The sequence below is a fragment of the Limnohabitans planktonicus II-D5 genome (assembly GCF_001270065.2).
Classification (GTDB): domain Bacteria; phylum Pseudomonadota; class Gammaproteobacteria; order Burkholderiales; family Burkholderiaceae_C; genus Limnohabitans_A; species Limnohabitans_A planktonicus.
Genome location: NZ_LFYT02000022.1, coordinates 1 through 24,095, shown reverse-complemented (window position 1 = coordinate 24,095; position 24,095 = coordinate 1). Strand labels below are relative to the sequence as shown.

General features: G+C 59.8%; 26 protein-coding genes. 24 read left to right on the top strand and 2 right to left on the bottom strand.

Annotated elements, in window-relative coordinates; all coding sequences use genetic code 11:
* Positions 1–67: 67 nt before the first annotated feature.
* From H663_RS35200 to hisF, 21 genes are all read left to right on the top strand, one after another.
* Entirely contained in the window at positions 68–4,768 is a 4,701-nt protein-coding gene (locus H663_RS35200; RefSeq protein WP_053172242.1) for a glutamate synthase-related protein, read from the top strand.
* A gap of 29 nt (positions 4,769–4,797) precedes the next feature.
* Positions 4,798–6,279, top strand: a complete 1,482-nt coding sequence (locus tag H663_RS35195) for a glutamate synthase subunit beta (RefSeq protein ID WP_053172240.1) — start codon at positions 4,798–4,800, stop codon at positions 6,277–6,279.
* A gap of 103 nt (positions 6,280–6,382) precedes the next feature.
* Entirely contained in the window at positions 6,383–7,198 is an 816-nt protein-coding gene (locus tag H663_RS35190) for an ABC transporter ATP-binding protein (RefSeq protein ID WP_053172238.1), read from the top strand.
* Positions 7,195–7,980, top strand: coding sequence for a lipid asymmetry maintenance ABC transporter permease subunit MlaE (gene mlaE / locus H663_RS35185; RefSeq protein WP_053172236.1), 786 nt, complete (start codon positions 7,195–7,197; stop codon positions 7,978–7,980). The genes H663_RS35190 and mlaE overlap by 4 nt, the downstream gene beginning before the upstream one ends.
* Before the next feature lie 10 nt (positions 7,981–7,990).
* A complete protein-coding gene (gene mlaD / locus H663_RS35180; protein ID WP_053172229.1) occupies positions 7,991–8,470 on the top strand; it encodes an outer membrane lipid asymmetry maintenance protein MlaD in 480 nt (159 codons plus the stop codon).
* Positions 8,467–9,198, top strand: coding sequence for an MlaA family lipoprotein (locus tag H663_RS35175; RefSeq protein ID WP_053172227.1), 732 nt, complete (start codon positions 8,467–8,469; stop codon positions 9,196–9,198). The genes mlaD and H663_RS35175 overlap by 4 nt, the downstream gene beginning before the upstream one ends.
* An 88-nt stretch (positions 9,199–9,286) precedes the next feature.
* On the top strand, positions 9,287–9,937 hold the full coding sequence (locus H663_RS35170; RefSeq protein ID WP_053172225.1) for an MlaC/ttg2D family ABC transporter substrate-binding protein: 651 nt from the start codon (positions 9,287–9,289) through the stop codon (positions 9,935–9,937).
* Between the two features lie 17 nt (positions 9,938–9,954).
* A complete protein-coding gene (locus tag H663_RS35165) occupies positions 9,955–10,236 on the top strand; it encodes an STAS domain-containing protein (RefSeq protein WP_053172224.1) in 282 nt (93 codons plus the stop codon).
* 155 nt (positions 10,237–10,391) lie between these two features.
* A complete protein-coding gene (locus tag H663_RS35160) occupies positions 10,392–11,327 on the top strand; it encodes an ABC transporter ATP-binding protein (protein WP_053172223.1) in 936 nt (311 codons plus the stop codon).
* Positions 11,324–12,079, top strand: a complete 756-nt coding sequence (locus H663_RS35155; RefSeq protein WP_053172222.1) for an ABC transporter permease — start codon at positions 11,324–11,326, stop codon at positions 12,077–12,079. Before H663_RS35160 ends, H663_RS35155 begins: the two co-directional genes overlap by 4 nt.
* A 6-nt stretch (positions 12,080–12,085) precedes the next feature.
* Positions 12,086–12,328 carry a BolA family protein gene (locus H663_RS35150; protein ID WP_053172221.1) on the top strand — a complete coding sequence of 81 codons (243 nt, stop codon included), beginning with the start codon at positions 12,086–12,088 and terminating at the stop codon, positions 12,326–12,328.
* Between the two features lie 35 nt (positions 12,329–12,363).
* Positions 12,364–13,629 carry a UDP-N-acetylglucosamine 1-carboxyvinyltransferase gene (gene murA, locus H663_RS35145; RefSeq protein ID WP_053172219.1) on the top strand — a complete coding sequence of 422 codons (1,266 nt, stop codon included), beginning with the start codon at positions 12,364–12,366 and terminating at the stop codon, positions 13,627–13,629.
* Positions 13,626–14,267, top strand: a complete 642-nt coding sequence (hisG, locus tag H663_RS35140) for an ATP phosphoribosyltransferase (RefSeq protein ID WP_053172218.1) — start codon at positions 13,626–13,628, stop codon at positions 14,265–14,267. Before murA ends, hisG begins: the two co-directional genes overlap by 4 nt.
* Before the next feature lie 14 nt (positions 14,268–14,281).
* Positions 14,282–15,676, top strand: a complete 1,395-nt coding sequence (gene hisD / locus H663_RS35135) for a histidinol dehydrogenase (RefSeq protein WP_053173504.1) — start codon at positions 14,282–14,284, stop codon at positions 15,674–15,676.
* Positions 15,673–16,755 (top strand): histidinol-phosphate transaminase, encoded by a 1,083-nt coding sequence (hisC, locus tag H663_RS35130; RefSeq protein WP_053172217.1) that lies wholly within the window; start codon positions 15,673–15,675, stop codon positions 16,753–16,755. Before hisD ends, hisC begins: the two co-directional genes overlap by 4 nt.
* On the top strand, positions 16,752–17,354 hold the full coding sequence (gene hisB / locus H663_RS35125) for an imidazoleglycerol-phosphate dehydratase HisB (RefSeq protein ID WP_053172216.1): 603 nt from the start codon (positions 16,752–16,754) through the stop codon (positions 17,352–17,354). The genes hisC and hisB overlap by 4 nt, the downstream gene beginning before the upstream one ends.
* Position 17,355: 1 nt before the next feature.
* The gene (hisH, locus tag H663_RS35120; protein WP_053172215.1) at positions 17,356–18,012 is read left to right on the top strand and encodes an imidazole glycerol phosphate synthase subunit HisH; all 657 of its coding nucleotides are present in this window, start codon (positions 17,356–17,358) and stop codon (positions 18,010–18,012) included.
* A 49-nt stretch (positions 18,013–18,061) separates the two neighbouring features.
* Complete coding sequence (gene hisA, locus H663_RS35115) at positions 18,062–18,802, top strand: 1-(5-phosphoribosyl)-5-[(5-phosphoribosylamino)methylideneamino]imidazole-4-carboxamide isomerase (RefSeq protein ID WP_053172214.1); 741 nt, start codon at positions 18,062–18,064, stop codon at positions 18,800–18,802.
* 21 nt (positions 18,803–18,823) lie between these two features.
* On the top strand, positions 18,824–19,678 hold the full coding sequence (locus tag H663_RS35110) for a D-hexose-6-phosphate mutarotase (RefSeq protein WP_053172213.1): 855 nt from the start codon (positions 18,824–18,826) through the stop codon (positions 19,676–19,678).
* A 40-nt stretch (positions 19,679–19,718) separates the two neighbouring features.
* Positions 19,719–19,928, top strand: coding sequence for a hypothetical protein (locus H663_RS35105; RefSeq protein WP_133240039.1), 210 nt, complete (start codon positions 19,719–19,721; stop codon positions 19,926–19,928).
* 3 nt (positions 19,929–19,931) lie between these two features.
* A complete protein-coding gene (gene hisF, locus H663_RS35100) occupies positions 19,932–20,732 on the top strand; it encodes an imidazole glycerol phosphate synthase subunit HisF (protein WP_053172211.1) in 801 nt (266 codons plus the stop codon).
* Positions 20,733–20,739: 7 nt separating this feature from the next.
* On the opposite strand, the gene H663_RS41675 is transcribed toward hisF, so the two are convergent.
* Positions 20,740–20,898, bottom strand: coding sequence for a hypothetical protein (locus H663_RS41675; RefSeq protein WP_165803930.1), 159 nt, complete (start codon positions 20,896–20,898; stop codon positions 20,740–20,742).
* A gap of 319 nt (positions 20,899–21,217) precedes the next feature.
* On the opposite strand from H663_RS41675, the gene H663_RS35095 reads away from it, so the two are divergent.
* The 3 genes from H663_RS35095 (at position 21,218) to H663_RS35085 (ending at position 22,995) form a co-directional block, all read left to right on the top strand.
* Complete coding sequence (locus H663_RS35095) at positions 21,218–21,631, top strand: GNAT family N-acetyltransferase (RefSeq protein WP_053172208.1); 414 nt, start codon at positions 21,218–21,220, stop codon at positions 21,629–21,631.
* A gap of 70 nt (positions 21,632–21,701) precedes the next feature.
* Positions 21,702–22,223: a cysteine dioxygenase family protein gene (locus H663_RS41670; RefSeq protein WP_165803929.1), complete on the top strand. Its 522-nt coding sequence runs from the start codon at positions 21,702–21,704 to the stop codon at positions 22,221–22,223.
* Positions 22,224–22,356: 133 nt separating this feature from the next.
* A complete protein-coding gene (locus H663_RS35085) occupies positions 22,357–22,995 on the top strand; it encodes a LysE family translocator (protein WP_053172204.1) in 639 nt (212 codons plus the stop codon).
* A 263-nt stretch (positions 22,996–23,258) separates the two neighbouring features.
* On the opposite strand, the gene H663_RS35080 is transcribed toward H663_RS35085, so the two are convergent.
* A partial coding sequence (locus tag H663_RS35080; RefSeq protein ID WP_116695904.1) for an IS91 family transposase occupies positions 23,259–24,095 on the bottom strand: 837 nt, incomplete at its 5' end.

Sequence of the window (24,095 nt, the reverse complement as noted above, 5' to 3'; positions counted from 1 at the left end):
AAAGTTTGGCATGGATGCTGCAGTGCACTACACTCTTCGGTCTGCGTGAAAACCCTTAGGAGCGCCCATGACTTCGGCCAGTGCAAAAGAACATTTCCAATCGACCGGTCTGTATGACCCTGCCAATGAGCACGATGCTTGCGGTGTCGGCTTTGTGGCCCACATCAAAGGGCACAAGACCCACGCCATCGTGACGCAGGCGCTCAAGATCCTGGAAAACCTGGATCACCGGGGTGCTGTGGGTGCGGACGCGCTCATGGGCGACGGTGCCGGTATCTTGATTCAATTGCCCGATGCGCTGTACCGTGACGAGATGGCCAAACAAGGTGTGGCGCTGCCACCCTTTGGTGAATACGGCGTCGGCATGGTCTTCTTGCCCAAAGAACATGCTTCGCGCATGGCTTGTGAGCAAGAACTCGAACGCGCCGTCAAGGCCGAAGGCCAAGTGGTGCTGGGCTGGCGCGATGTGCCCGTCAACCGCGACATGCCCATGTCGCCGACCGTCCGCGAAAAAGAGCCGGTCATGCGCCAGATCTTCATTGGCCGCGGTGCTGATGTGATCGTGCAAGACGCCTTGGAACGCAAGCTGTACGTGATCCGCAAGACCGCCAGCGCTGCCATTCAAAATCTGCACCTGACGCACAGCAACGAGTACTACATCCCCAGCATGTCCAGCCGCACAGCCGTCTACAAAGGCTTGTTGCTGGCCGACCAAGTGGGCACCTATTACCTGGACCTGCAAGACGAGCGCTGCGTCTCGGCCCTGGGCCTGGTTCACCAGCGTTTTTCCACCAACACCTTCCCCGAGTGGCCGCTGGCTCACCCTTACCGCTATGTGGCGCACAACGGCGAGATCAACACCGTCAAGGGCAACTACAACTGGATGAAGGCGCGTGAAGGCGTGATGTCTTCGCCCGTGCTGGCCAACGACCTGCAAAAGCTCTACCCCATCAGCTTCGCCGGTCAGTCTGACACCGCTACCTTTGACAACTGCCTGGAACTGCTGACGATGGCGGGCTACCCCATCAGCCAGGCCGTGATGATGATGATCCCCGAGCCTTGGGAACAGCACACCACCATGGACGAGCGCCGCAAGGCCTTTTACGAGTATCACGCCGCGATGCTGGAGCCCTGGGATGGCCCCGCCTCGATCGTGTTCACCGACGGTCGCCAGATCGGCGCCACGCTGGACCGCAACGGTCTGCGCCCCTCTCGTTACATCATCACCGACGACGACATGGTCATCATGGGTTCGGAAACCGGCGTACTGCCGATCCCCGAAAGCAAGATCGTGCGCAAGTGGCGTCTGCAGCCGGGCAAGATGTTCCTGATCGATCTGGAACAAGGCCGCATGATCAACGACGAAGAGTTGAAGGCCGGTTTGGCCAGCGCCAAGCCTTACAAGCAGTGGATCGAAAACCTGCGCGTCAAGCTGGACGACGTGGCCGCGGCCCCCTTGGCCCCCGCCTCGGATGTGGCCTTGCTCAACCTGCAACAAGCCTTTGGCACCACTCAGGAAGACATCAAGTTCCTGCTGGCCCCCATGGCCTCGGCCGGTGAAGAAGCCATTGGCTCCATGGGCAACGACAGCCCACTGGCCGTTCTGTCCGACAAAAACAAGCCGCTGTACAACTACTTCAAGCAGTTGTTCGCGCAGGTGACCAACCCCCCGATCGACCCGATCCGCGAAGCGATCGTGATGTCACTGGTGTCCTTCATCGGCCCCAAGCCGAACCTGCTGGACATCAACCAGGTCAACCCGCCCATGCGCCTCGAAGTCAGCCAGCCCATCCTGGACTTCGCCGACATGGCCAAGCTGCGCAACATCGAGCAAGCCACCAAGGGCAAGTTCAAAAGCGCGACGCTCGACATCACTTACCCCGCCTTGTGGGGCCGCGAAGGCGTGGAAGCCAAGCTGGCATCGCTGTGCGCTGAAGCCGTGGATGCCATCAAGGGCGGCCACAACATCCTGATCATCAGCGACCGCGGCGTGAACGCCACCCAAGTGGCTGTGCCCGCGCTGCTGGCGTTATCGGCCATCCACCAGCACTTGGTGACCGAGGGCTTGCGCACCACCGCTGGCCTGGTGGTCGAAACCGGCACCGCCCGCGAAGTGCACCACTTTGCGGTGCTTGCCGGTTACGGCGCAGAAGCCGTGCACCCCTACTTGGCGATGGACACCCTGGCTGCGCTGCACAAAGAACTGCCTGGCGACTTGTCTGCCGAGAAAGCCATCTACAACTACATCAAGGCGATCGGCAAGGGCCTGTCCAAGATCATGTCCAAGATGGGCGTGTCGACCTACATGTCGTATTGCGGTGCCCAGTTGTTCGAGGCCATTGGCATCAACAACGAGACCATCAACAAGTACTTCACCGGCACCTCCAGCCGCGTGGGCGGCATCGGCGTGTTCGAAATCGCCGAAGAAGCCTTGCGCATGCACACCGCAGCCTTTGGTGACGACCCCTTGCTGGCCACCATGCTGGACGCAGGCGGTGAATACGCCTGGCGCGCCCGTGGCGAAGAGCACATGTGGACACCCGACGCGATTGCCAAGTTGCAGCACTCCACCCGTGCCAACAACTTCAGCACTTACAAGGAATACGCGCAGATCATCAACGACCAAAGCAAGCGCCACATGACGCTGCGTGGTCTGTTCGAATTCAAGATCGACCCGTCCAAAGCCATCCCGCTGGAGCAGGTCGAGCCTGCAGCCGAAATCGTCAAGCGTTTCGCCACCGGCGCGATGTCGCTGGGTTCTATCTCCACCGAGGCGCACGCCACATTGGCCGTGGCCATGAACCGCATTGGCGGCAAGAGCAACACGGGCGAGGGCGGTGAAGACGCCAACCGTTACCGCAACGAACTCAAAGGCATTCCGATCAAGTTGGGCGATTCCTTGAAGAGTGTGATCGGTGCAGAAAACGTCGAAGTGGACATGCCTTTGGCCGCCGGTGACAGCCTGCGCTCCAAGATCAAACAAGTCGCGTCGGGCCGCTTTGGTGTGACGGCCGAATACCTGTCGAGCGCCGACCAGATCCAGATCAAGATGGCCCAGGGTGCCAAGCCCGGTGAAGGCGGTCAGTTGCCCGGCGGCAAAGTGTCCGACTACATCGGCAAGCTGCGCCACTCGGTGCCAGGTGTGGGTCTGATTTCGCCACCTCCGCACCATGACATCTACTCCATCGAGGACTTGGCCCAGCTGATCCACGACCTGAAGAACGTGGCCCCACACAGCGACATCAGCGTCAAGCTCGTGTCTGAAATCGGTGTGGGCACGATTGCCGCAGGCGTGGCCAAGTGCAAGGCCGACCATGTGGTGATCGCCGGTCACGACGGCGGCACGGGCGCTTCGCCTTGGTCGTCCGTCAAACATGCAGGCTCGCCATGGGAAATTGGCTTGGCCGAAACCCAGCAAACCCTGGTGCTCAATGGCCTGCGCGGTCGCATCCGTGTGCAGGCCGATGGCCAGATGAAGACCGGCCGTGACGTGGCGATTGGCGCATTGCTCGGCGCGGACGAGTTCGGCTTTGCCACCGCACCGCTGGTGGTCGAGGGCTGCATCATGATGCGCAAGTGCCACCTGAACACCTGCCCCGTGGGCGTGGCCACGCAAGACCCTACTTTGCGCGCCAAGTTCACCGGCAAGCCTGAGCACGTCGTGAACTACTTCTTCTTCATTGCCGAAGAAGTGCGCCAGATCATGGCTCAGCTGGGCATTGCCAAGTTTGACGACTTGGTGGGTCGCGCCGACCTGCTCGACATGAAGAGCGGTGTGGAACACTGGAAAGCCAAGGGCCTGGATTTTGGCCGTCTGTTGGCCGTGCCACAGGTCGCTTCCACCGTGGCCGTGCGCCATGTGGATACACAAGACCACGGCTTGGAAAAAGCCCTGGACAACGTGCTGATCGCCAAGAGCCGCGCCGCCATCGACAAGGGCGAAAAAGTCCAGTTCATGGAAGTCGCCCGTAACGTGAACCGCTCGGTCGGTGCCATGTTGTCCGGTGCCGTGACCAAGGTGCACCCCGAAGGCTTGCCCGACGACACCCTGCGGATTCAACTCGAAGGCACAGGCGGTCAGTCCTTTGGTGCATTCCTGGCCAAGGGCATCACGCTGTACCTGATCGGCGAAGCCAACGACTACACCGGCAAAGGTTTGTCGGGTGGTCGCATCGTGGTGCGCCCGAGCCTGGAGTTCCGTGGCGTGGCATCGCAAAACATCATCGTGGGCAACACCGTCATGTACGGCGCGACCACGGGTGAAGCCTTCTTTGCTGGCGTGGCCGGTGAGCGCTTTGCGGTGCGTTTGTCGGGTGCCACTGCGGTGGTCGAAGGCACAGGCGACCACGGTTGCGAATACATGACCGGCGGCACCGTGGCGGTGCTGGGGAAAACCGGCCGCAACTTCGGCGCAGGCATGAGCGGCGGTATCGCTTATGTGTACGACGAAGACGGCGAATTCGCCTCGCGCTGCAACACCGCCATGGTCAGCATGGAAAAAGTGCTGACAGCTGCCGAGCAAGAAGCGCAAGTGGACCGCAAGGTCTGGCACCGCGACCAGGCCGACGAAGCGCAACTCAAGAAACTACTGGAAGAGCACCACAAGTGGACCGGCAGCCAGCGTGCCCGCGAGTTGCTGGACAACTGGGCCACGGCCCGCGCCAAGTTCGTGAAGGTGTTCCCCAACGAATACAAACGCGCCCTGGGTGAGATCAACGCACGCAAAGCGGCGAACGCGGCCAAGGCCGCCAAGCCTGTCGCCGCCTGAGCCCTACGTCAAAAAGTTAAGGAAACATCATGGGAAAAATCACAGGTTTCATGGAATTTGAGCGCATCGAAGAGGGTTACAAACCCGTCACAGAGCGCTTGAAGAACTACGGTGAGTTCGTGATCGGCTTGACACCCGAGCAGTCCAAAACGCAAGCGGCCCGCTGCATGGACTGCGGCACACCGTTTTGCAACAACGGCTGCCCGGTCAACAACATCATCCCGGACTTCAACGACCTGGTGTACCAGGGCGACTGGAAGAACGCGATCGAGGTGCTGCACAGCACCAACAACTTCCCCGAGTTCACCGGCCGCATCTGCCCCGCGCCTTGCGAAGCGGCATGCGTGGTCAACTTCAACGACGATGCCGTGGGCATCAAGTCCATCGAGCACGCCATCATTGACCGCGCCTGGGCCGAAGGCTGGGTCACACCCCGCCCTGCCAAAGTCAAGACCGGCAAAACCGTGGCCATCATCGGCGCAGGCCCCGCTGGCTTGGCCGCAGCACAGCAGCTGGCACGCGCTGGCCACGATGTGACCTTGTTTGAGAAGAACGACCGCGTGGGTGGTTTGCTGCGCTACGGCATCCCTGACTTCAAGATGGAAAAGACGCACATCGACCGCCGCGTGCAGCAGCTCGAAGCCGAAGGCGTGAAGATCCGCACCAGCGTGTTGGTCGGTGAGTGGCCCAAGGATTCCAAGGTCACCAACTGGGCCAAAGAAACCATCAGCGCCGAACAGCTGAAAAAAGACTTTGATGCTGTTCTGCTCACAGGTGGCTCCGAGCAGTCGCGTGACCTGCCCGTGCCCGGCCGTGACCTCGATGGCATCCATTTCGCCATGGAATTCCTGCCCCAGCAAAACAAGGTCAACGCGGGCGACAAGCTCAAAGGCCAATTGCGCGCTGACGGCAAAAACGTCATCGTGATCGGCGGCGGCGACACCGGCAGCGACTGTGTGGGCACCAGCACACGCCACGGTGCCGTGAGCGTCACCCAGTTCGAGGTGATGCCCGAGCCGCCTGAAAAAGAAAACAAAGCGATGATCTGGCCTTACTGGCCCATGAAGCTGCGCACCAGCTCCAGTCACGACGAGAGCACTGAAAAAGGCCTGCTCAAGCGCGAATTTGCCATTTCCACCAAGGAATTCATGGGCGAGAAGGGCAAAGTCACTGGCTTGAAGACGGTGCACGTTGAGTTCAAGGACGGCAAGATGGTCGAGGTGCCCGGCACCGAGAAGGAATACAAGGCCGACATGGTCTTGCTGGCCATGGGTTTCACCAACCCGGTCGCCACCGTGCTCGACGCCTTTGGCATCGACAAGGATGCCCGTGGCAACGCCAAGGCCAGCACCGACTTCACAGGCGGCTACGCCACCAACGTGAACAAGGTGTTTGCTGCAGGCGACATGCGCCGGGGTCAGTCGCTGGTGGTGTGGGCCATCCGCGAAGGCCGCCAAGCCGCGCGTGCTGTGGACGAATTCCTGATGGGGCAAAGCGACTTGCCCCGCTGAGGGGGATCAGCTTCTAGGTACAATCCCTGAAACCAAGGTTTGCAGCTTGTTAACCTTGGGAGCTTAATATCACAAGAGCCGGTTTTTCCGGCTTTTGTTTTTCATGAATACACCGACCTCATCCTCTCTTGTTGAAATCCGTGACCTGAGCTTTGACTACGGGGATCGCGTCATATTGAAGAACCTGAGCTTCAATGTGCCGCGTGGAAAAGTCACGGCCTTGATGGGCGTTTCCGGGGGAGGCAAGACCACGGTTCTGCGCCTGATTGGTGGACAGATCCGGGCCACTCAGGGTCAGGTGCTGGTGAATGACCAAGATGTGAGCCGCATGAACCAGCAGGAGTTGTATGCCGCGCGTCGCCGCATGGGCATGTTGTTCCAGTTTGGCGCGCTTTTCACCGATATGAGTGTGTTTGACAATGTGGCGTTTCCGCTGCGTGAGCACACGGCCCTGTCTGAGGACTTGATTCGCGACATCGTGCTCATGAAGCTCGATGCCGTAGGACTTCGCGGTGCCCGAGATCTGAAGCCTTCCGAGATTTCCGGGGGCATGAGCCGCCGCGTGGCTTTGGCGCGTGCCATTGCGCTGGACCCGGATCTGATCATGTACGACGAGCCTTTTGCAGGGCTGGACCCCATCTCTTTGGGTACGGCGGCGCGTTTGATTCGACGGTTGAATGACAGCCTGGGCATCACCAGCCTGATCGTCTCCCACGATGTGACGGAAACCTTTGAGATTGCCGACCATGTGGTGATTCTGGCCAATGGCGGTGTGGCCGCCCAAGGTACACCTGCCGAACTGCGCGTGAGTGAAGATCCCTTGATTCACCAGTTTGTGCATGCTTTGAGCGATGGCCCGGTGCCGTTCCACTACCCCGCGCCCGCAGCAGCGCAAGACTACGACCGGAGGGCTGCATGAATGTGTTGAACCTGCTGGCCGCATTGGGCGCAAGCACCCGCCAGGCCTTGGCCGATTGGGGATATGGCGCACGCTTGTTTTTCAAGCTGTGCAAGTTGTCAGGTGCCACGCTGCGTCGCTTTGGTCTGGTGCGAGACCAAGTGCATTTTTTGGGCAATTATTCACTGGCCATCATCACAGTGTCGGGCCTGTTCGTGGGTTTTGTGCTGGGCTTGCAGGGTTACTACACCTTGCAGCGTTATGGCTCTGCAGAGGCTTTGGGCCTGTTGGTGGCCTTGAGTCTGGTGCGTGAATTGGGTCCGGTGGTCGCTGCCTTGCTGTATGCGGGCCGGGCGGGTGCTTCACTGACGGCTGAAATTGGCCTGATGCGTGCCGGTGAACAACTCACAGCTCTGGAGATGATGGCGGTGGACCCGATTGGGCGCATTTTGGCGCCGCGCTTTTGGGGCGGCATCATTGCCTTGCCATTGTTGGCTGCGGTGTTCAGCGCGGTGGGCATTTTGGGCGGTTATGTGGTCGGTGTTTTGCTCATTGGCGTGGACGCAGGATCGTTTTGGAGCCAGATGCAAGGCGGCGTTGATGTCTTCAAGGATGTGGGTAACGGCATCATCAAGAGTGTGGTGTTTGCCATTGCGGTGACATTCATTGCCTTGCTCCAAGGTTATGTGGCAAAGCCCACGCCCGAAGGTGTGGCCAATGCCACGACCCGCAGTGTGGTGGTTTCTTCTTTGTCGGTTTTGGGTCTGGATTTCATCCTGACCGCGATGATGTTCAGCATTTGAGGAGGACGTCATGCAACGTTCAAAAAATGATATTTGGGTGGGTTTGTTTGTGCTGCTGGGTGCGCTGGCGGTGCTTTTTCTGGCACTCAAGTCGGCCAATTTGCTGACCTTGAATTTCAGCGCTGACTACCAGGTCAGCGCCAAGTTCGACAACATCGGCGGACTCAAGCCTGGCGCTGCCGTCAAAAGTGCCGGGGTGGTGGTGGGGCGCGTCAAGAAAATCGAATTCGATGGCGAGTCTTTTCAAGCCAGAGTGACCCTGGGACTGCAGTCGCAAAACACCTTTCCGCAAGACAGTTCGCTGAAAATCCTGACCAGCGGTCTGCTGGGTGAGCAGTATCTGGACATCGTGCCCGGAGCGGATGAAAAAAATCTGGTGGCTGGTGACAAGATCGGTTCGACACAGTCGGCCGTGATTTTGGAAAACCTAATCAGCCAGTTCCTGTTCAATCAGGCAGAAAAGTCAAAGTCCGAAAGCACCAAGCCATGAGTTTGCGCTTGAAAAAAATTGCACTTTCTCTGACTGCAGTCATCAGCTTGTTATTGCAAGGCTGCGCCACGGTTAAAAGTGCAGACGCACGCGATCCTTGGGAATCCATGAACAGAAGCGTCTACAACTTCAATGACTCTGTGGACGCAGCGGTGCTCAAGCCTGTCGCCAAGGCCTATGTGGCGGTGTTGCCCAGTCCTGTGCGCACGGGCATACACAACTTTTTGGGTAACCTGGGAGATGTGTGGTCCATGGCCAACAGCGCCTTGCAATTGAAGGGGCAAGCCACCGTTGAGACGTTCATGCGCATCAGCGTCAACACGGTCTTCGGGTTGGGGGGGGTGTTGGATGTGGCCTCGGAGATGCGTTTGGAAAAACGCAAAGAAGATTTCGGCCAGACACTCGGCTACTGGGGCGTCAAGCCCGGTCCTTATCTCATGCTGCCGCTGCTGGGGCCGTCTACATTGCGTGATGCGTTGGGTACACCGATTGACATGAAGGGCAATGCGGTAGAACAGTTCAACGATGTGGCCACCCGCAATGTGTTGACCGCCACGCGCGTGATCGATACGCGCGCAGGGCTGATCAAGTCGGTGGATGTGGTCAAGGAGGCAGCACTCGATCCGTACACCTTCGTGCGTGACGCTTATTTGCAAAAGCGCGAGAACGATATTTATGATGGTAATCCGCCGTCAAATTTTGACTACGGCGAATCTGAAAAGCCATGAAACTGAGCCGGTCAGTCGCGTTACAGTTATTCACAAGGACTGGCCCAAGCTTTCTAAATTGTGTGGCAGATCCCTCTATATTCACTGTATGAAAAACATTCTGAACTCCTTTTCCCGGCGCAATTTTGTGGGTGCCCTGCTGGCAGTGGGCCTGAGCACCACGTTTGGCGCGGCATGGGCTACAGATGAAGCGCCCGAAGCTTTCATCAAACGCATCACCACCGACACGCTGGACACGATCAAAGCTGATAAGGCTTTACGCAACGGCGACGTGAGCAAAATCATGCAGATGGTTGACAACAAGTTGATGCCGCACGTCAATTTCCGCCGCATGACCGCGCTGGCCACCGGCCCGGCTTGGCGTAAAGCCACGCCTGAGCAGCAAAAAAAGTTGCAAGACGAGTTCAAGGTCTTGCTGATACGCACCTATTCGGGCGCACTCAGTCAGGTGAGTGACCAAGTGGTTGTGGTCAAACCCCTGCGCCCCGGTCAGGAAGACAAAAATCTGGTGGTCAATACGGAAGTGCGAGGCAAAGGCGATCCCATTCAATTGGATTACCGTCTTGAAAAAACACCTGGCGAAGGCGCTGGCTGGATGATTTTTGACCTGAATGTGCTGGGTGTCTGGCTCATCGAAAACTACCGCACGCAGTTCACCAAAGAAATCAACGCGGGCGGTATGGATGCCTTGATTGCCAGTTTGGTGGCCCGCAACAAGTCCAACGCTGGCAAACCCTGATCTGCAAAGGCCTGACGATGAGTGATCTGAAACTGCCCACCAGCTTGATACATGCTCAGGCCAATGCCTGTCTGTCGCAGTGGATAGCGCAGTTGAAGGCGCAGCCTTTGTCAGCAGAGCCGGTTCAAGTCGATGTTTCGGCCTTGCAGGATTTTGATTCTTCGGCGCTGGCCGTTTTGCTGGGTTTGCGCCGGGAGGTTCTGGCTTTGGGGCGTCAATTGGTGGTGCTGGGCATGACTGCACGTTTGCGCGAGTTGGCCACGCTGTACGGTGTGGTGGATTTGCTGGAATCGACTTGATCCAGCCCCTGCACCTTTGGTGCACAGCCGCCTTGTCATCAGCGGTTTTTTGGCAAAGTGTTGCGTAAAAACAAGCCCTGGTGAACCTCTTTTTGGCGCTATCTTCGCCACGGCACGGTGCTTGCTCGGAGCAGCACTTAAAATAAAGCTCTCTCATGCCTGCTCTGTCCTTCCAATCCGTTTCCAAAACTTATCCCTCCCGCAGCGCGGGTGCGCCTGCCTTGCATGCACTCAAGCAAGTGTCTCTGGAGGTCCAGGAAGGCGAATTCTTTGGATTGTTGGGCCCCAACGGTGCGGGTAAAACCACCTTGATCAGCATTTTGGCGGGCCTGAGCCGCCCCACAACAGGGCGCGTGCTGGTGCATGGCCACGACGTACAAACCGACTACGCCGCAGCGCGCAGACTGTTGGGCGTGGTGCCGCAAGAGCTGGTGTTTGACCCGTTTTTCACGGTGCGCGAGTCGCTGCGCATCCAGTCGGGCTATTTCGGCGTCAAGCACAACGACGCCTGGATCGACGAATTGCTGGACAGCCTGGGCTTGGCCGACAAGGCAGGCTCCAACATGCGCCAGCTCTCGGGCGGCATGAAGCGCCGAGTGCTGGTGGCGCAGGCTCTTGTGCACAAGCCCCGCGTGATCGTGCTCGATGAACCCACGGCCGGGGTCGATGTCGAATTGCGCCAGACCTTGTGGGCCTTCATCGCCAAACTCAACAAGCAAGGCCACACCGTCTTGCTCACCACCCATTACCTCGAAGAGGCTGAAGCCCTGTGTGGGCGCATTGCCATGCTCAAGAACGGTCAGTTGCTGGCGCTGGAGCGCACGTCCGACTTGCTCCGTTCGGCCACCAGCCAGGTACTGCGCTTCAAACTTGACGGCGACTTGCCCCCAGCCGTGGCGGCCATTGCCCGCGTCACGGGCCGCATCGTCCAGTTGCCGGTTCACAACGCTGTCGAAATCGAAAACCACCTGACCACCCTGCGCACAGCGGGGCTGGTGGTGGAAGACGTGGAAATTCGCCAGGCCGACCTCGAAGACGTGTTCCTCGAAGTCATGAACCGCAAACAAACCGCCTCGGGAGCCCTGGCATGACCGGCTGGCAAACCTTGCTCTACAAAGAGGTGCTGCGTTTTTGGAAAGTCGCTTTCCAGACGGTGGGTGCACCTGTGCTCACCTCGGTGCTGTACATGCTCATCTTTGGCCATGTGCTCGAGGACCATGTCAAGGTCTATGACAACGTGGCCTACACCTCCTTTTTACTACCGGGCCTGATGATGATGGGCGTGCTGCAAAACGCTTTTGCCAACAGCTCGTCGAGCCTGGTGCAAAGCAAGATCATGGGCAGCTTGGTGTTTTTGCTGCTCACGCCCTTGTCGCACCGCAGTTGGTTTGTGGCCTACGTGGGCTCCTCCATCGTGCGTGGATTGGCTGTGGGTCTGGGGGTGTTTGTGATCACCGGCTGGATGGTCAACATCACCTTCGTCAATCCGCTGTGGATTTTGGCCTTTGCCTTCATGGGCGCGGCCATGATGGGTGCATTGGGCGTGATTGCTGGGCTGTGGGCTGAAAAGTTCGACCAAATGGCCGCGTTCCAGAACTTCATCATCATGCCCATGACGTTCTTGTCGGGCGTGTTTTATTCCATCCATTCGCTGCCGCCGTTTTGGCAAAAACTCAGCCACCTGAATCCGTTTTTCTACATGATCGACGGTTTCCGTTACGGCTTTTTTGGCCAAAGCGATGTCTCCCCCTGGCTCAGTCTGGCGGTGGTGGGCACTGCCTTGGCCGCCATCAGTGCCTTGACACTTCACCTTTTGCGCATCGGCTACAAAATCCGGAGCTGACTCCCCATGAACGCACAGCAACTTCAAGCCATCATTGCCGCAGGCCTCGACTGCACCCACCTGACTGTGGAGGGCGATGGTCGCCACTGGAGCGCTGTGGTGGTGTCCGATGCCTTTGTCGGTTTGCGACCCATCGCTCGCCACCAGCGGGTGTACGCCACGCTGGGCCAGAAAATGCACACCGATGAGGTGCACGCCCTGTCGATGAAAACTTTCACGTCTGCCGAATGGGCAGCGCAAAACAACTGAACGCCTTTGCTGGCTTCACCCAACCCCATTGACCCATGGATAAATTGATCATTCGCGGCGGCAAGCGCCTGCAAGGCACGCTCGATGTGGCGGGTGCCAAAAACGCGGCCTTGCCCGAACTGTGCGCTGCGCTGTTGACGGCCGAGCCCGTGACCCTGAGCAATGTGCCGCGTCTGCAAGACGTCTCGACCATGCTCAAACTGATCCGCAACATGGGCGTGAGCGCCGAACACCATGAAGACGGACGCGTCACCCTCGATGCCGGTGGGCTTAACAACCCCGAAGCCCCTTACGAGCTGGTGAAAACCATGCGTGCCTCGGTGCTGGCGCTGGGCCCCTTGTTGGCCCGTTTTGGCCATGCCAAAGTGTCTTTGCCCGGTGGTTGCGCCATTGGCTCGCGGCCGGTAGATCAGCACATCAAAGGCCTGCAGGCCATGGGCGCGGTGATCACGGTGGAACACGGCTACATGCTGGCCAGCTTGCCTGAAGGTCGCACGCGCCTCAAAGGTGCGCACATCACCACCGACATGGTCACCGTCACCGGCACTGAAAATTTCATGATGGCCGCGGCCTTGGCCGAAGGTGAGACGGTGCTTGAAAACGCAGCGCAAGAACCTGAAATTGGCGATCTGGCCGAAATGCTCATTCAGATGGGCGCGAAGATCGAAGGCCACGGCACACGCCGCATCCGCATTCAGGGTGTGGAGCGTCTGCATGGTTGTGAGCACCAGGTGGTGGCCGACCGCATCGAGGCGGGCACCTTTTTGTGCGCCGTTGCGGCCACGGGCGGTGACGTTGTTTTGCGCCACGGTCGCGCCGACCACCTCGAAGTGGTCATCGAAAAATTGCGTGATGCCGGTGCCACTATTGAGGCGGGCGAAGGCTTCATCCGCGTCAAGGCCGATGGCCGCCTGAAAGCCCAGAGCTTTCGCACCACCGAATACCCGGGTTTCCCCACCGACATGCAGGCCCAATTCATGGCGCTCAACTGCATCTCGCAGGGTGCGAGCAAGGTGACCGAGACCATTTTTGAAAACCGATTCATGCACGTCAACGAGCTGGTGCGCCTGGGTGCGCACATCCAGATCGACGGCAAAGTGTCGGTGATCGAGGGCGTGGAAAAGCTCTCGGGCGCAACGGTCATGGCCACCGACTTGCGGGCATCGGCCAGCTTGGTGATTGCCGGCTTGGTGGCCGAAGGCGAAACCATCGTCGACCGCATCTACCACCTGGACCGTGGCTACGACCGGATGGAGTTGAAACTGCGCGGCCTGGGGGCCGACATCGAAAGAGTGAAATGATCACGCTGGCCCTGTCCAAAGGACGCATCTTTGACGAAACCCTGCCGTTGCTCAAAGCCGCAGGCATCGAGGTGCTCGAAGACCCCGAAAAATCGCGCAAGCTGATCTTACCCACCAACCAGCCCAACGTGCGCGTGGTCTTGGTGCGCGCCAGTGACGTGCCCACTTATGTGGAATACGGCGGTGCTGACCTGGGTGTGACGGGCCTGGACACGTTGATTGAGCATGGTGGCCAAGGCCTGTATCAACCGCTGGACCTGAACATCGCCAAATGCCGCATGAGTGTGGCAGTGCGCGCCGACTATGACTACGCGGCGCAGGTGCGCACTGGCGCTCGCCTGAAAGTGGCGACCAAATACACCGCGATTGCCCGCGACTTCTTTGCCACCAAAGGCGTGCACGTCGACATGATCAAGCTCTACGGCAGCATGGAGCTGGCCCCCCTCACGGGTCTGGCCGATGCGATTGTGGACTTGGTGTCGACGGGCAACACGCTCAAGGCCAACCACCTGGTCGAAGTCGAACGCATCATGGACATCAGCTCGCGCTTGGTCGTGAACCAGGCCGCGCTCAAGCTCAAGCAAGCGCCGATTCGCGCCATCATCGACGCCTTTGCGGGCGCAGTGAAGAAAGACTGACCCCCATGGACTCGATGGCACTGCACGCCAAACCGTTGCAACTGAACACGGCAGACGCCGGTTTTGAAGCGGCCTTCGCGGCCCGCCTGCATTGGTCTGCCGACACCGATGCAGCCATCGAGCAGCGCGTGGCCGACATCCTGGCCGACGTGCAAAAGCGCGGCGATGCGGCGGTGCTGGAGTACACCCAGCGTTTTGACGGCCTGCAAGCCCCCGATGTGAAAGCTTTGGAGATCACCCAGGCCGAACTGAAAGCGGCACTCGACAGCCTGCCCGCCGCACAACGCGAAGCCCTGCAAGCTGCCGCCGCCCGGGTGCGCAAGTACCACGAGGCGCAAAAGAAAGCGTCTGGCGAGAGCTGGAGCTACCGCGACGAAGACGGCACCTTGCTCGGCCAGAAGGTCACACCGCTCGACCGCGTGGGCATTTATGTGCCCGGAGGCAAGGCCGCTTACCCCTCTTCGGTGTTGATGAACGCCATCCCCGCCCATGTGGCCGGGGTGCAGGACATCATCATGGTCGTGCCCACACCCGTGCGCGGCAGCGTGGCCACGGGCGGCTCTGGAGAGGCAGCCGTTTCCAGCCGGGGCGAGCGCAATGAACTCGTGTTGGCCGCCGCCTATGTGGCAGGCGTCACGCGTGCCTTCACCGTGGGTGGAGCGCAAGCGGTGGGGGCTTTGGCCTACGGCACCGCCACCATCCCCAAGGTGGACAAGATCACCGGCCCGGGCAACGCCTATGTGGCCAGCGCCAAAAAGCGCGTGTTCGGCACCGTGGGCATCGACATGATCGCGGGCCCCTCTGAAATTCTGGTGTTGGCCGATGGCAGCACGCCCGCCGAATGGGTGGCGATGGATTTGTTCAGCCAGGCCGAGCACGACGAGCTGGCGCAAAGCATTTTGCTGTGTCCTGATGCGGCCTACATCGCCGAAGTGCAAGCCGCCATTGACCGCCTGCTGCCCACCATGCCCCGCCGCAAGATCATCGCCAAGTCGCTCAACGACCGCGGCGCTTTGATCCTGACACGCAGCATGGAAGAAGCCTGCGCCATCAGCAACCGCATTGCACCCGAACACTTGGAGGTGTCGAGCAGCGAGCCACACCGCTGGGAGCCGCTGCTGCGCCACGCGGGGGCCATCTTTTTGGGCGCTTTCACCAGCGAGTCGCTGGGCGACTACTGCGCAGGCCCCAACCATGTGCTGCCCACCAGCGGCACAGCGCGTTTCTCCTCGCCTTTGGGCGTGTACGACTTCCAAAAACGCAGCAGCCTGATCGAGGTGAGCGAAGCCGGTGCGCAGCCTCTGGGCCGCATCGCCGCCGAGCTGGCCTATGGCGAAGGCCTGCAAGCCCACGCCCGCGCTGCCGAATTGCGTTTGAACCCTGTTCCCCCCATGCGAGAGCCGACATGACCGTGAGCCCCCAATTGACGCAACGCATCCGCCAAGACGTGAAGTCCATGCACGCCTACGCCATCCAGGACTCGGTCGGCATGGTCAAGCTCGACGCGATGGAAAACCCGCACAGACTGCCGGCTGAGCTGCAAAAAGCGCTGGGCGAGCGCTTGGGTGCCCTGGCGCTCAACCGCTACCCCGACGGCCGCGTGAACGAACTGCGCCATGCTTTGGCCCACCACGCCGGCATGCCCGAAGGCTTCGACATCATGCTGGGCAACGGCTCTGACGAATTGATCTCCTTGCTGGCCATGGCCTGCGACGTTCCCGGTGCCAGCATCCTCTCGCCTTTGCCCGGCTTTGTGATGTACGCCATGAGCGCCCAGCTGCAAGGCCTGGCCTTCCACGGCGTGCCGCTCACCGCCGACTTTGAACTCGACGAAGCCGCCATGCTGGCCGCGATTGATCAGCACAAGCCGTCCATTGTCTACCTGGCTTACCCCAACAACCCCACCGGCAACCTGTGGAACGACGACACGATCGAAAAGATCGTCCTCGCCCAAGGTGCACAAGGCGGCTTGGTCGTCATGGACGAGGCTTACCAGCCCTTTGCCAGCCGCAGCTACGCAGACCGCATCACCCGCCACACCCATGTGCTCTTGATGCGCACGCTGTCCAAGTTTGGTTTGGCCGGGGTGCGCCTGGGCTACATGATTGGCCCCAAGGCCTTGGTGGCCGAGATCGACAAAGTGCGCCCGCCCTACAACATCAGCGTGCTCAACACCGAATGCGCTTTGTTTGCGCTGGAACACGCCGAGGTGTTTGCAGCCCAAGCCAAAGACCTGCGCGAGCAGCGTACCCGTTTGCTGAAAGAACTGGCCACCTTGCCTGGTGTGACCCCGTTCCCGAGCGAAGCCAACATGATCCTGGCCCGCGTGCCCGATGCGGCCAAAACCTTCGACGGTCTGAAGGCCCACGGTGTGCTGATCAAGAACATTTCTAAAATGCACCCATTGCTCGCCAATTGCCTGCGCCTGACGGTGGGCACCGCTGCAGAAAACGACCAACTCCTTGCCGCTCTGAAAGTCTCCTTATGAACCGCAGTGCTGACCGCATCGCCGATGTCACGCGCAAGACCGCCGAGACGAACATCCGTGTCGCCATCAACCTGGACGGCACAGGCCAGGCCAAGTTGGCTTCGGGCATCGGTTTTCTGGACCACATGCTGGACCAGATCGCCCGCCACGGTTTGATTGATCTGGACATCTCGTGCGAAGGCGACTTGCACATTGACGGCCACCACACCGTGGAAGACATCGGCATCACCCTGGGCCAGGCTTTTGCACAGGCCATTGGCGACAAAAAAGGCATCCGCCGCTATGGCCACGCCTACGTGCCGCTGGACGAAGCCCTGAGCCGCGTGGTGGTGGATTTTTCGGGTCGCCCCGGCCTGCACATGGATGTGAACTTCACCTCCGGCTCGCTGGGCTCGCTCGACACCCAGTTGATTTACGAATTTTTTCAGGGCTTTGTGAACCACGCCCTGTGCACCTTGCACATCGACAACCTCAAGGGCGTGAACGCACACCACCAGTGCGAGACCATCTTCAAGGCCTTTGCCCGCGCCGTGCGTGCTGCACTCGAACTCGATCCTCGCTCGGCAGGCGTGATCCCCTCGACCAAAGGCAGCCTCTGACATGAGCGTCAATCGCGTCGCCGTCGTGGACTACGGCATGGGCAACCTGCGCAGCGTGGCGCAGGCGGTGATGCATGCCGCCTCCAGCGTGGACCATGCCGAAGTCACCGTCACATCCGACCCGCAAGTCGTGCGCAACGCGCACCGTGTGGTTTTGCCGGGGCAGGGCGCCATGCCCGACTGCATGCGCGAGCTGCGCGATTCGGGATTGATGGACGCCGTGCTCGAAGCCGCAGCCAGCAAACCCCTGTTTGGCGTGTGTGTGGGCATGCAAATGCTGCTGGACCACAGCGAAGAGGGCGACACACCTGGCTTGGGCCTGATCCCCGGATGCGTGGTCAAGTTTGATTTGGCCGGACGCATCCAGCCCGATGGCACCCGCTACAAAGTGCCGCAAATGGGCTGGAACCAAGTTTGGCAAGACCAACCAGCGCATGCCCTGTGGCAAGGCGTCGAGGACGGCAGCTGGTATTATTTTGTGCACAGCTTCTATGCCCAGGTGGCCAACCCGGCGCACAGCGCGGCCCAGACCGATTACGGCGGCCGCTTTGCTTGCGCCATTGCCCGTGACAACATATTTGCCACCCAGTTTCACCCCGAAAAAAGCGCGGCCCAAGGTTTGGCCTTGTTCCGCAATTTCCTCCACTGGCAGCCTTGAGAAGTTTTCACTGCCGTTTTTCAGCCCCTCAGTCTTTTTTTAATTCGCCATGATTCTGATCCCCGCCATTGACCTCAAAGACGGCCACTGCGTTCGCCTCAAGCAAGGCGATATGGACCAAGCCACGACCTTCGGTGAAGACCCCGCTGCCATGGCGCGCACCTGGCTGGAAAAAGGCGCACGCCGCCTGCACCTGGTGGATCTGAACGGCGCGTTCGCGGGCAAGCCGCAAAACTTCAGCGCCATCAAGTCCATCCTCAAGGCCGTGGGCGACGACATCCCGGTGCAGCTCGGTGGTGGCATCCGCGATCTGGACACCATTGAAAAATACATCGACAGCGGCCTGCGCTACGTCATCATCGGCACCGCCGCCGTCAAGAACCCCGGCTTCTTGAAAGACGCCTGCACCGCCTTTGGCGGCCACATCATCGTGGGCCTGGACGCCAAAGACGGCAAAGTGGCCACCGACGGCTGGAGCAAGCTCACCGGCCACGAAGTGGTGGACTTGGCCAAGAAGTTCGAAGACTGGGGCGTTGAGTCCATCATTTACACCGACATCGGCCGTGACGGCATGCTCAGCGGCATCAACATCGACGCCACCGTCAAGCTGGCTCAAGCCCTGACCATTCCCGTGATCGCATCGGGCGGCCTTTCCAACATGGCTGACATCGAGCAGCTGTGCGCTGTCGAAGATGAAGGCGTGGAAGGCGTGATCTGCGGCCGTGCCGTGTACTCGGGCGACCTCGACTTCGCGCTGGCGCAGCAACGCGCCGACGAACTCAACGGCTGATCCATCCCTTCGCGATTGCACATGAGCGCTCAGGCCACTTGTCGCGACACCGCGTTCGCGGGCATGCCCGCTTGCGAATTGACGCTGCCGCAAGGCGACCGCCTGCTGGTGGCGCTGCACGGCGCGCATGTGCTGTCTTGGGTGTCGGGCGGGCAAGAGCGCTTGTACCTCAGCCCCCAAAGCATGTTGGACGGCCAAGCCGCCATTCGCGGCGGTGTGCCTGTGTGCTTTCCGCAGTTCAACCAACGCGGCCCCATGGCCGACCGTTTGCCCAAACACGGCTTTGCCCGCAACGTGGCCTGGCAGGCTGATGCCCCCGAACTAGGTGCCGAGCATGCCCGCCTCACGCTGCGCCTGAATGACAACATCCAGACCCGCGCCTGCTGGCCCCAAGCCTTTGCCTTGGCGCTGCACATCGACCTGAGCCCGGGTGCCTTGCAACTGACGCTGGACGTGCACAACACAGACACCCAAGCGCTGGCGTTCTCTGGTGCACTGCACACCTATTTGGCCGTGCCCGACGTGACGCAGGCCACGCTGCAGGGCCTGGGCGGTCAGCCCGAGTGGGATTCACTCACCGACACCCATGCGCCCGCTCCCGACACGATCTGTTTTGCCGCCGAATTTGACCGCGTGTACGAAGCTGGGCCACAGCCCATGACGCTGAACGATACATTGCACATCAGCCAAAGCCCCAGCTGGGCCAACACCGTGGTCTGGAACCCCGCGCAAGACCTGTGCAAGCGCCTGGCCGACATGCCCGAAGACGGCTGGCGGCACATGCTGTGCGTCGAAGCCGCGCAGGTCTACGAGCCCATCACCTTGCCTGCGGGTGGGCGCTGGGCTGGCTGGCAACGCTTGGCTTTGTGTGCATGATGCAAGCAACTTTGGATTGGGCAAAAAAATGAGTCAGATGATGTCAATTGAACAAGCACGCAGCAGCAGCCTGAGAGGATCGGTGGCTGCCATGGCCAGGGCGGCCAATCAAGCCCGGCGAACGGCTGCGCAAACCCAAACCGCTGTGGTCGTCGAGCGCAATGGCGTTCTGGAGCATCTGTACATCTCGGCCACACAAACCGACATCAAGCCCATTACCGTCTCCATCGAATCGCAAGAGGGTCACTGAAACATGCTCGCCAAACGCATCATCACTTGCCTCGACGTGACCGGCGGTCGCGTCGTCAAGGGCGTCAACTTTGTCGAACTGCGCGACGCAGGTGACCCGGTCGAAATCGCGGCCCGTTACAACGAGCAGGGCGCTGACGAACTCACGTTTTTGGACATCACCGCCACCAGCGACGGGCGCGACGTGATCCTGCACATCATCGAAGCCGTGGCCAGCCAGGTCTTCATCCCGCTCACCGTGGGCGGCGGTGTGCGCACGGTGGAAGACGTGCGCCGCTTGCTCAACGCCGGTGCCGACAAAACCAGCTTCAACTCGGCCGCCATTGCCAACCCGCAAGTCATCCGCGAAGCGTCTGCCAAATACGGCGCGCAGTGCATCGTGGTGGCCATCGACGCCAAGCGCCGCAGCGTGGAAGACGAGCAACGCATTGGCAACAACGGTCTTCCCATGGGCCCCGGCTGGGACGTGTACAGCCACGGCGGCCGCAAAAACGTGGGCCTGGACGCCGTGGCCTGGGCCACGCAAATGGCCGAATACGGCGCGGGCGAAATCCTGCTCACCAGCATGGACCGCGACGGCACCAAAAGCGGCTTTGACCTGCAACTGACCCGCGCCGTGAGCGACGCCGTGAGCGTGCCGGTGATCGCATCTGGCGGCGTGGGTAACCTCGACCACCTGGCCGACGGCGTGAGCATCGGAGGGGCTGATGCCGTGCTGGCAGCGAGCATCTTCCATTACGGTGAATACACGGTGCAGCAGGCTAAAGAGCGGATGCGGGAGCGGGGCATTCCTGTGCGCTTATGAGGTCTGTTCAGACTTGAAACCATAAATCCAAAGGGCGGGTGGTGCCACCCGCCAGCAGTGCGGTCGCCACCTCCATTTGCGCCAATAGGCCAGCCACCTCGTCCTTGGTTAGCATGGCCAAAAACGCTTCCAATACGGCCACACACTTCTCGCGAGGGTGTTGCATGCCACCATCCTAAATAGCTCTCCTTTTGATTAAAAAACGAAATCAATAGAATTAATTTATCTATATTTTGAGGCTATAGTTTGGACTTGGAAGCCGCTCGCGCACCTGATCGAGCAAGCGGTTGGACTGCAAGGAAGGGGCGCAGGGTTTCATGGCAATTTTGTACCTGCATCAAAAGACAGTCTGTGAATCTGTAAGCCTAGGCGCAAGCGGCTTGCAGCCAATTTATCTGAAAGATGTATCGACACGGCCCGGATGTGTCAACCAGGTTTTGCGGTTTACATGACATATGCCGCATCCACTTTCGTAGGAGATTGCAATGTCTAGTTTCAAGGTAATTTCAGACAAGAACGTCGCCCCAACAGAGGTTGCCAATTTGATGGCCTCTGTGGGATGGGGCAAAGAGACGAATTACAACGCAGCAGAGATCGAAAGATCATTGTCGGCCTATCCGATCATTGCCTATTGCCGAGACTCTGATGGCGTACTCGTTGGTTACATCAGTGCCTTCACGGATGGCGCATTCTCAACCTTTGTCGGTGAGCTTGTCGTTCGTCCGAGTCATCAACATCGGGGCATTGGTTCATCATTACTGGCGCATGTGGTCGAGAAGTGCCGTGGTGTTCCCATTTACGCCACACCATTTCAGGAGACCGAGGCGTTCTTTCTCGAAAGAGGTTTCCGTATGCCAAAACGTCTGATGTCAGTGGTATCAATGCGCAATGCGGCATGACCTCGCTATTTCATTCTGGGCCTTTAGCCACATACCGCAACGGCCCAATTACCTCCAACGTTAGGTAGACATGACGACTTCTTCTTCCGAAGCGCTGCGCGATTCAATCGCGGCGATGTCTACGATCCGCGCGTTAACGCCGAGAAGCGGTGAAAGCGCGCTGGAGGAGGTCGCCGCTGTGCTTCAGCGCCTTGCGCGATCGCCGTACTGGAGGGCGACATCTTGGCGCGCGGCGGCGCCGAGCGAGGAACTTCTCTACGAGTTGGCCGTTCTCGCAGGCGCCCCGTCGCTGTATCTGGTGTCGGATGGACAGGGCGTCACAAGTCCGCCCCACGAACACGGAACATGGACGGTTATCGCCGGGGTCTGCGGGAATGAGGCCAATGATCTGTATCGGAGGGTTCCGGGCAGACGTGTCGCGCCGATCAACCGCGTAGTCGTCGGCCCCGGTGAGTCAATGGTTCTTGCGGCAGACGCCATTCATTCAACAGAGGTTGTCGGAGATGGACCGACGTTTCATCTTCACCTCTACGGCAGGCCGTTAGGCGAATTGGATGGTTTCGCCTCACGGGTCTTTGCAAAGCATGATTAGGAAAGAAACAGTGCCCAATTCAAAGTTGGAGCGGAAGGCTTGCATGGGCCGACGAACCGCAGCCCGTGAATGGTCCGCTCCGCGCTGGCTCATGCAAGCCGCCGTTCAACTTCAGCGTTAGGCCGCACAGAACATGCTTCCCGTCCTCATCTCCATTGCCCTGCTGCACTGGGTCATCCTGGTGACACCAGGAGCCAACGTCCTTGTCGTGACGAGCCTCGCCGCCAGTCAGTCTCGTCGTGTGGCTTTCTTCGCAGGCCTTGGCGTGACTGCAGTTGCCGGTGTCTGGTCCGCCTTGGCCGTCTTGGGCGTGGGCGCAGTCTTCGCCGCACATCCAGCGCTTCGCTTGAGCATCCAAGTTGCTGGCGGCCTCTATCTCATTTACGTCGCACTGCGACTGTGGAGGTCGAGCACTTCGAGCGCGGCACACGAGGCCGCCGAACTTTCGGCGCTGGCTGCATTCCGAGTTGGCTTCCTTACCAACATCATGAATCCCAAGTCCGCGCTGTTCTTCGCCAGTGTGTTCGCTACATCGATGCCGGAGCAACCATCGCCATTGCTCCTCTCGCTCGCGGTCGTGGTCGTACTGGCAAACGCGTTCGCATGGCACACCTTGCTCGCCGTTGCCTTCTCTCACAGCCGAATCCAAACCGCATACGCGCGGTCTCATGCGCTCGTGGCTCGCGTGGCAGGAGCCCTGGTCGGTGTGTTCGGAATCCGGCTGTTGTACTCGGCGCTACAAGAGGCCCGAGCTCGTGGCGGTGCGGCCTAACGAGTAAGGATAGGTCGCGCGAAGCCGCGACCTGATCCGTTTGTTGGACGAGCCCGGTTCTAGGCGCTGGTTTTTGCCCTACAGAAAATATCTTTTTTGTCCTGCCTGTGCGATTGAGCATTCACTTGGCTCACGTGATACAAAGGCGGTGCGCCTTGTGCCATTGCGGCACTTTTTGGGCAATGTGAGGCTGTTTTTGGTCGAGCACATGCACAGTGCTTTTGGGGCACTGTTGCGCGATCCTCAAGTTGAGATCGGGCGTGTTACTGGTTCGTGGTGGCCTGACTGTGTTGCGGTGGCGGCGCATTGGTCGATGGCAAGATTCGGCGGCGTAGCACCCTCATGGCACCGGCGCAGCACGCGCACTTCCATTGCGCACGAGGAGTGGTCTGAGATGTCGTTGATGGGGTTGCGGTGCCACTTGGGCGCTTGAACACCAGCAACTTCAACAAGGTGATCAGCCTTTTGCTGTTCGGATGCAAGAAACCATAGTTGCGCGCCCTTCGAAAGCCCTTGGGTAGCACATGCTGCATCACCAGGCGCAGAAACTGCGCGCCACTCACGGTGCGCGTGGTCAAGCGTTTGGTTTTGCTGTCGCGCCAACGGTAGGTGACGTTGTTGCCGTCGCAGCGCAAGATGTCCTTCTCCTGAATGACGCCCCGGTACAGATAGCGGCCCAAGTAGATGATGGCCTTGTGACCACTGCCCACACGCTTGCAATCAACCACCCACACTTGCGGCAAGTTCGCCGGCGGCGTCAGACCTTGTTCACGCAGGGCGGCCAAGAACTTGGCGCGAAAGACTTTGGCCAATGCTTTGTGGCTGAACAAGTAGTCGCCGCCCTTATTGCTGCGGCGCATGCTGCGCCACAAGCCTTTGTTGGCATCCAGCGCCGCCGCAGGCATGAGCACATGAACGTGTGGATGAAACTCCAACTGCCGCGAATGGGTATGCAGTACGGCCATGGCCCCGGGCGTGCCTTGCAACTGTTTGTGGTTGGCACTGAAGACGCGTAACGTCTGCCAGGCGCAATCCATCAAGGCGGTGTAGGCAACGCGTTGATGCTGCCAAACCAGCGTGCGCAGCTCGCTGGGCAAAGT

Coding starts and splice junctions, on each gene's coding strand:
- H663_RS41675 (WP_165803930.1), bottom strand. CDS start 20,898: ATGCAACACCCTCGCGAGAAGTGTGTGGCCGTATTGGAAGCGTTTTTG.
- hisD (WP_053173504.1), top strand. CDS start 14,282: ATGGCACTGCACGCCAAACCGTTGCAACTGAACACGGCAGACGCCGGT.
- H663_RS35165 (WP_053172224.1), top strand. CDS start 9,955: ATGAGTGATCTGAAACTGCCCACCAGCTTGATACATGCTCAGGCCAAT.
- hisC (WP_053172217.1), top strand. CDS start 15,673: ATGACCGTGAGCCCCCAATTGACGCAACGCATCCGCCAAGACGTGAAG.
- mlaE (WP_053172236.1), top strand. CDS start 7,195: ATGAATGTGTTGAACCTGCTGGCCGCATTGGGCGCAAGCACCCGCCAG.
- mlaD (WP_053172229.1), top strand. CDS start 7,991: ATGCAACGTTCAAAAAATGATATTTGGGTGGGTTTGTTTGTGCTGCTG.
- H663_RS35155 (WP_053172222.1), top strand. CDS start 11,324: ATGACCGGCTGGCAAACCTTGCTCTACAAAGAGGTGCTGCGTTTTTGG.
- H663_RS35200 (WP_053172242.1), top strand. CDS start 68: ATGACTTCGGCCAGTGCAAAAGAACATTTCCAATCGACCGGTCTGTAT.
- H663_RS35110 (WP_053172213.1), top strand. CDS start 18,824: ATGAGCGCTCAGGCCACTTGTCGCGACACCGCGTTCGCGGGCATGCCC.
- H663_RS35170 (WP_053172225.1), top strand. CDS start 9,287: ATGAAAAACATTCTGAACTCCTTTTCCCGGCGCAATTTTGTGGGTGCC.
- H663_RS35095 (WP_053172208.1), top strand. CDS start 21,218: ATGTCTAGTTTCAAGGTAATTTCAGACAAGAACGTCGCCCCAACAGAG.
- hisF (WP_053172211.1), top strand. CDS start 19,932: ATGCTCGCCAAACGCATCATCACTTGCCTCGACGTGACCGGCGGTCGC.
- H663_RS35085 (WP_053172204.1), top strand. CDS start 22,357: ATGCTTCCCGTCCTCATCTCCATTGCCCTGCTGCACTGGGTCATCCTG.
- H663_RS41670 (WP_165803929.1), top strand. CDS start 21,702: ATGACGACTTCTTCTTCCGAAGCGCTGCGCGATTCAATCGCGGCGATG.
- hisG (WP_053172218.1), top strand. CDS start 13,626: ATGATCACGCTGGCCCTGTCCAAAGGACGCATCTTTGACGAAACCCTG.
- murA (WP_053172219.1), top strand. CDS start 12,364: ATGGATAAATTGATCATTCGCGGCGGCAAGCGCCTGCAAGGCACGCTC.
- H663_RS35160 (WP_053172223.1), top strand. CDS start 10,392: ATGCCTGCTCTGTCCTTCCAATCCGTTTCCAAAACTTATCCCTCCCGC.
- H663_RS35190 (WP_053172238.1), top strand. CDS start 6,383: ATGAATACACCGACCTCATCCTCTCTTGTTGAAATCCGTGACCTGAGC.
- hisA (WP_053172214.1), top strand. CDS start 18,062: ATGATTCTGATCCCCGCCATTGACCTCAAAGACGGCCACTGCGTTCGC.
- H663_RS35175 (WP_053172227.1), top strand. CDS start 8,467: ATGAGTTTGCGCTTGAAAAAAATTGCACTTTCTCTGACTGCAGTCATC.
- H663_RS35105 (WP_133240039.1), top strand. CDS start 19,719: ATGTCAATTGAACAAGCACGCAGCAGCAGCCTGAGAGGATCGGTGGCT.
- hisB (WP_053172216.1), top strand. CDS start 16,752: ATGAACCGCAGTGCTGACCGCATCGCCGATGTCACGCGCAAGACCGCC.
- H663_RS35195 (WP_053172240.1), top strand. CDS start 4,798: ATGGGAAAAATCACAGGTTTCATGGAATTTGAGCGCATCGAAGAGGGT.
- H663_RS35150 (WP_053172221.1), top strand. CDS start 12,086: ATGAACGCACAGCAACTTCAAGCCATCATTGCCGCAGGCCTCGACTGC.
- hisH (WP_053172215.1), top strand. CDS start 17,356: ATGAGCGTCAATCGCGTCGCCGTCGTGGACTACGGCATGGGCAACCTG.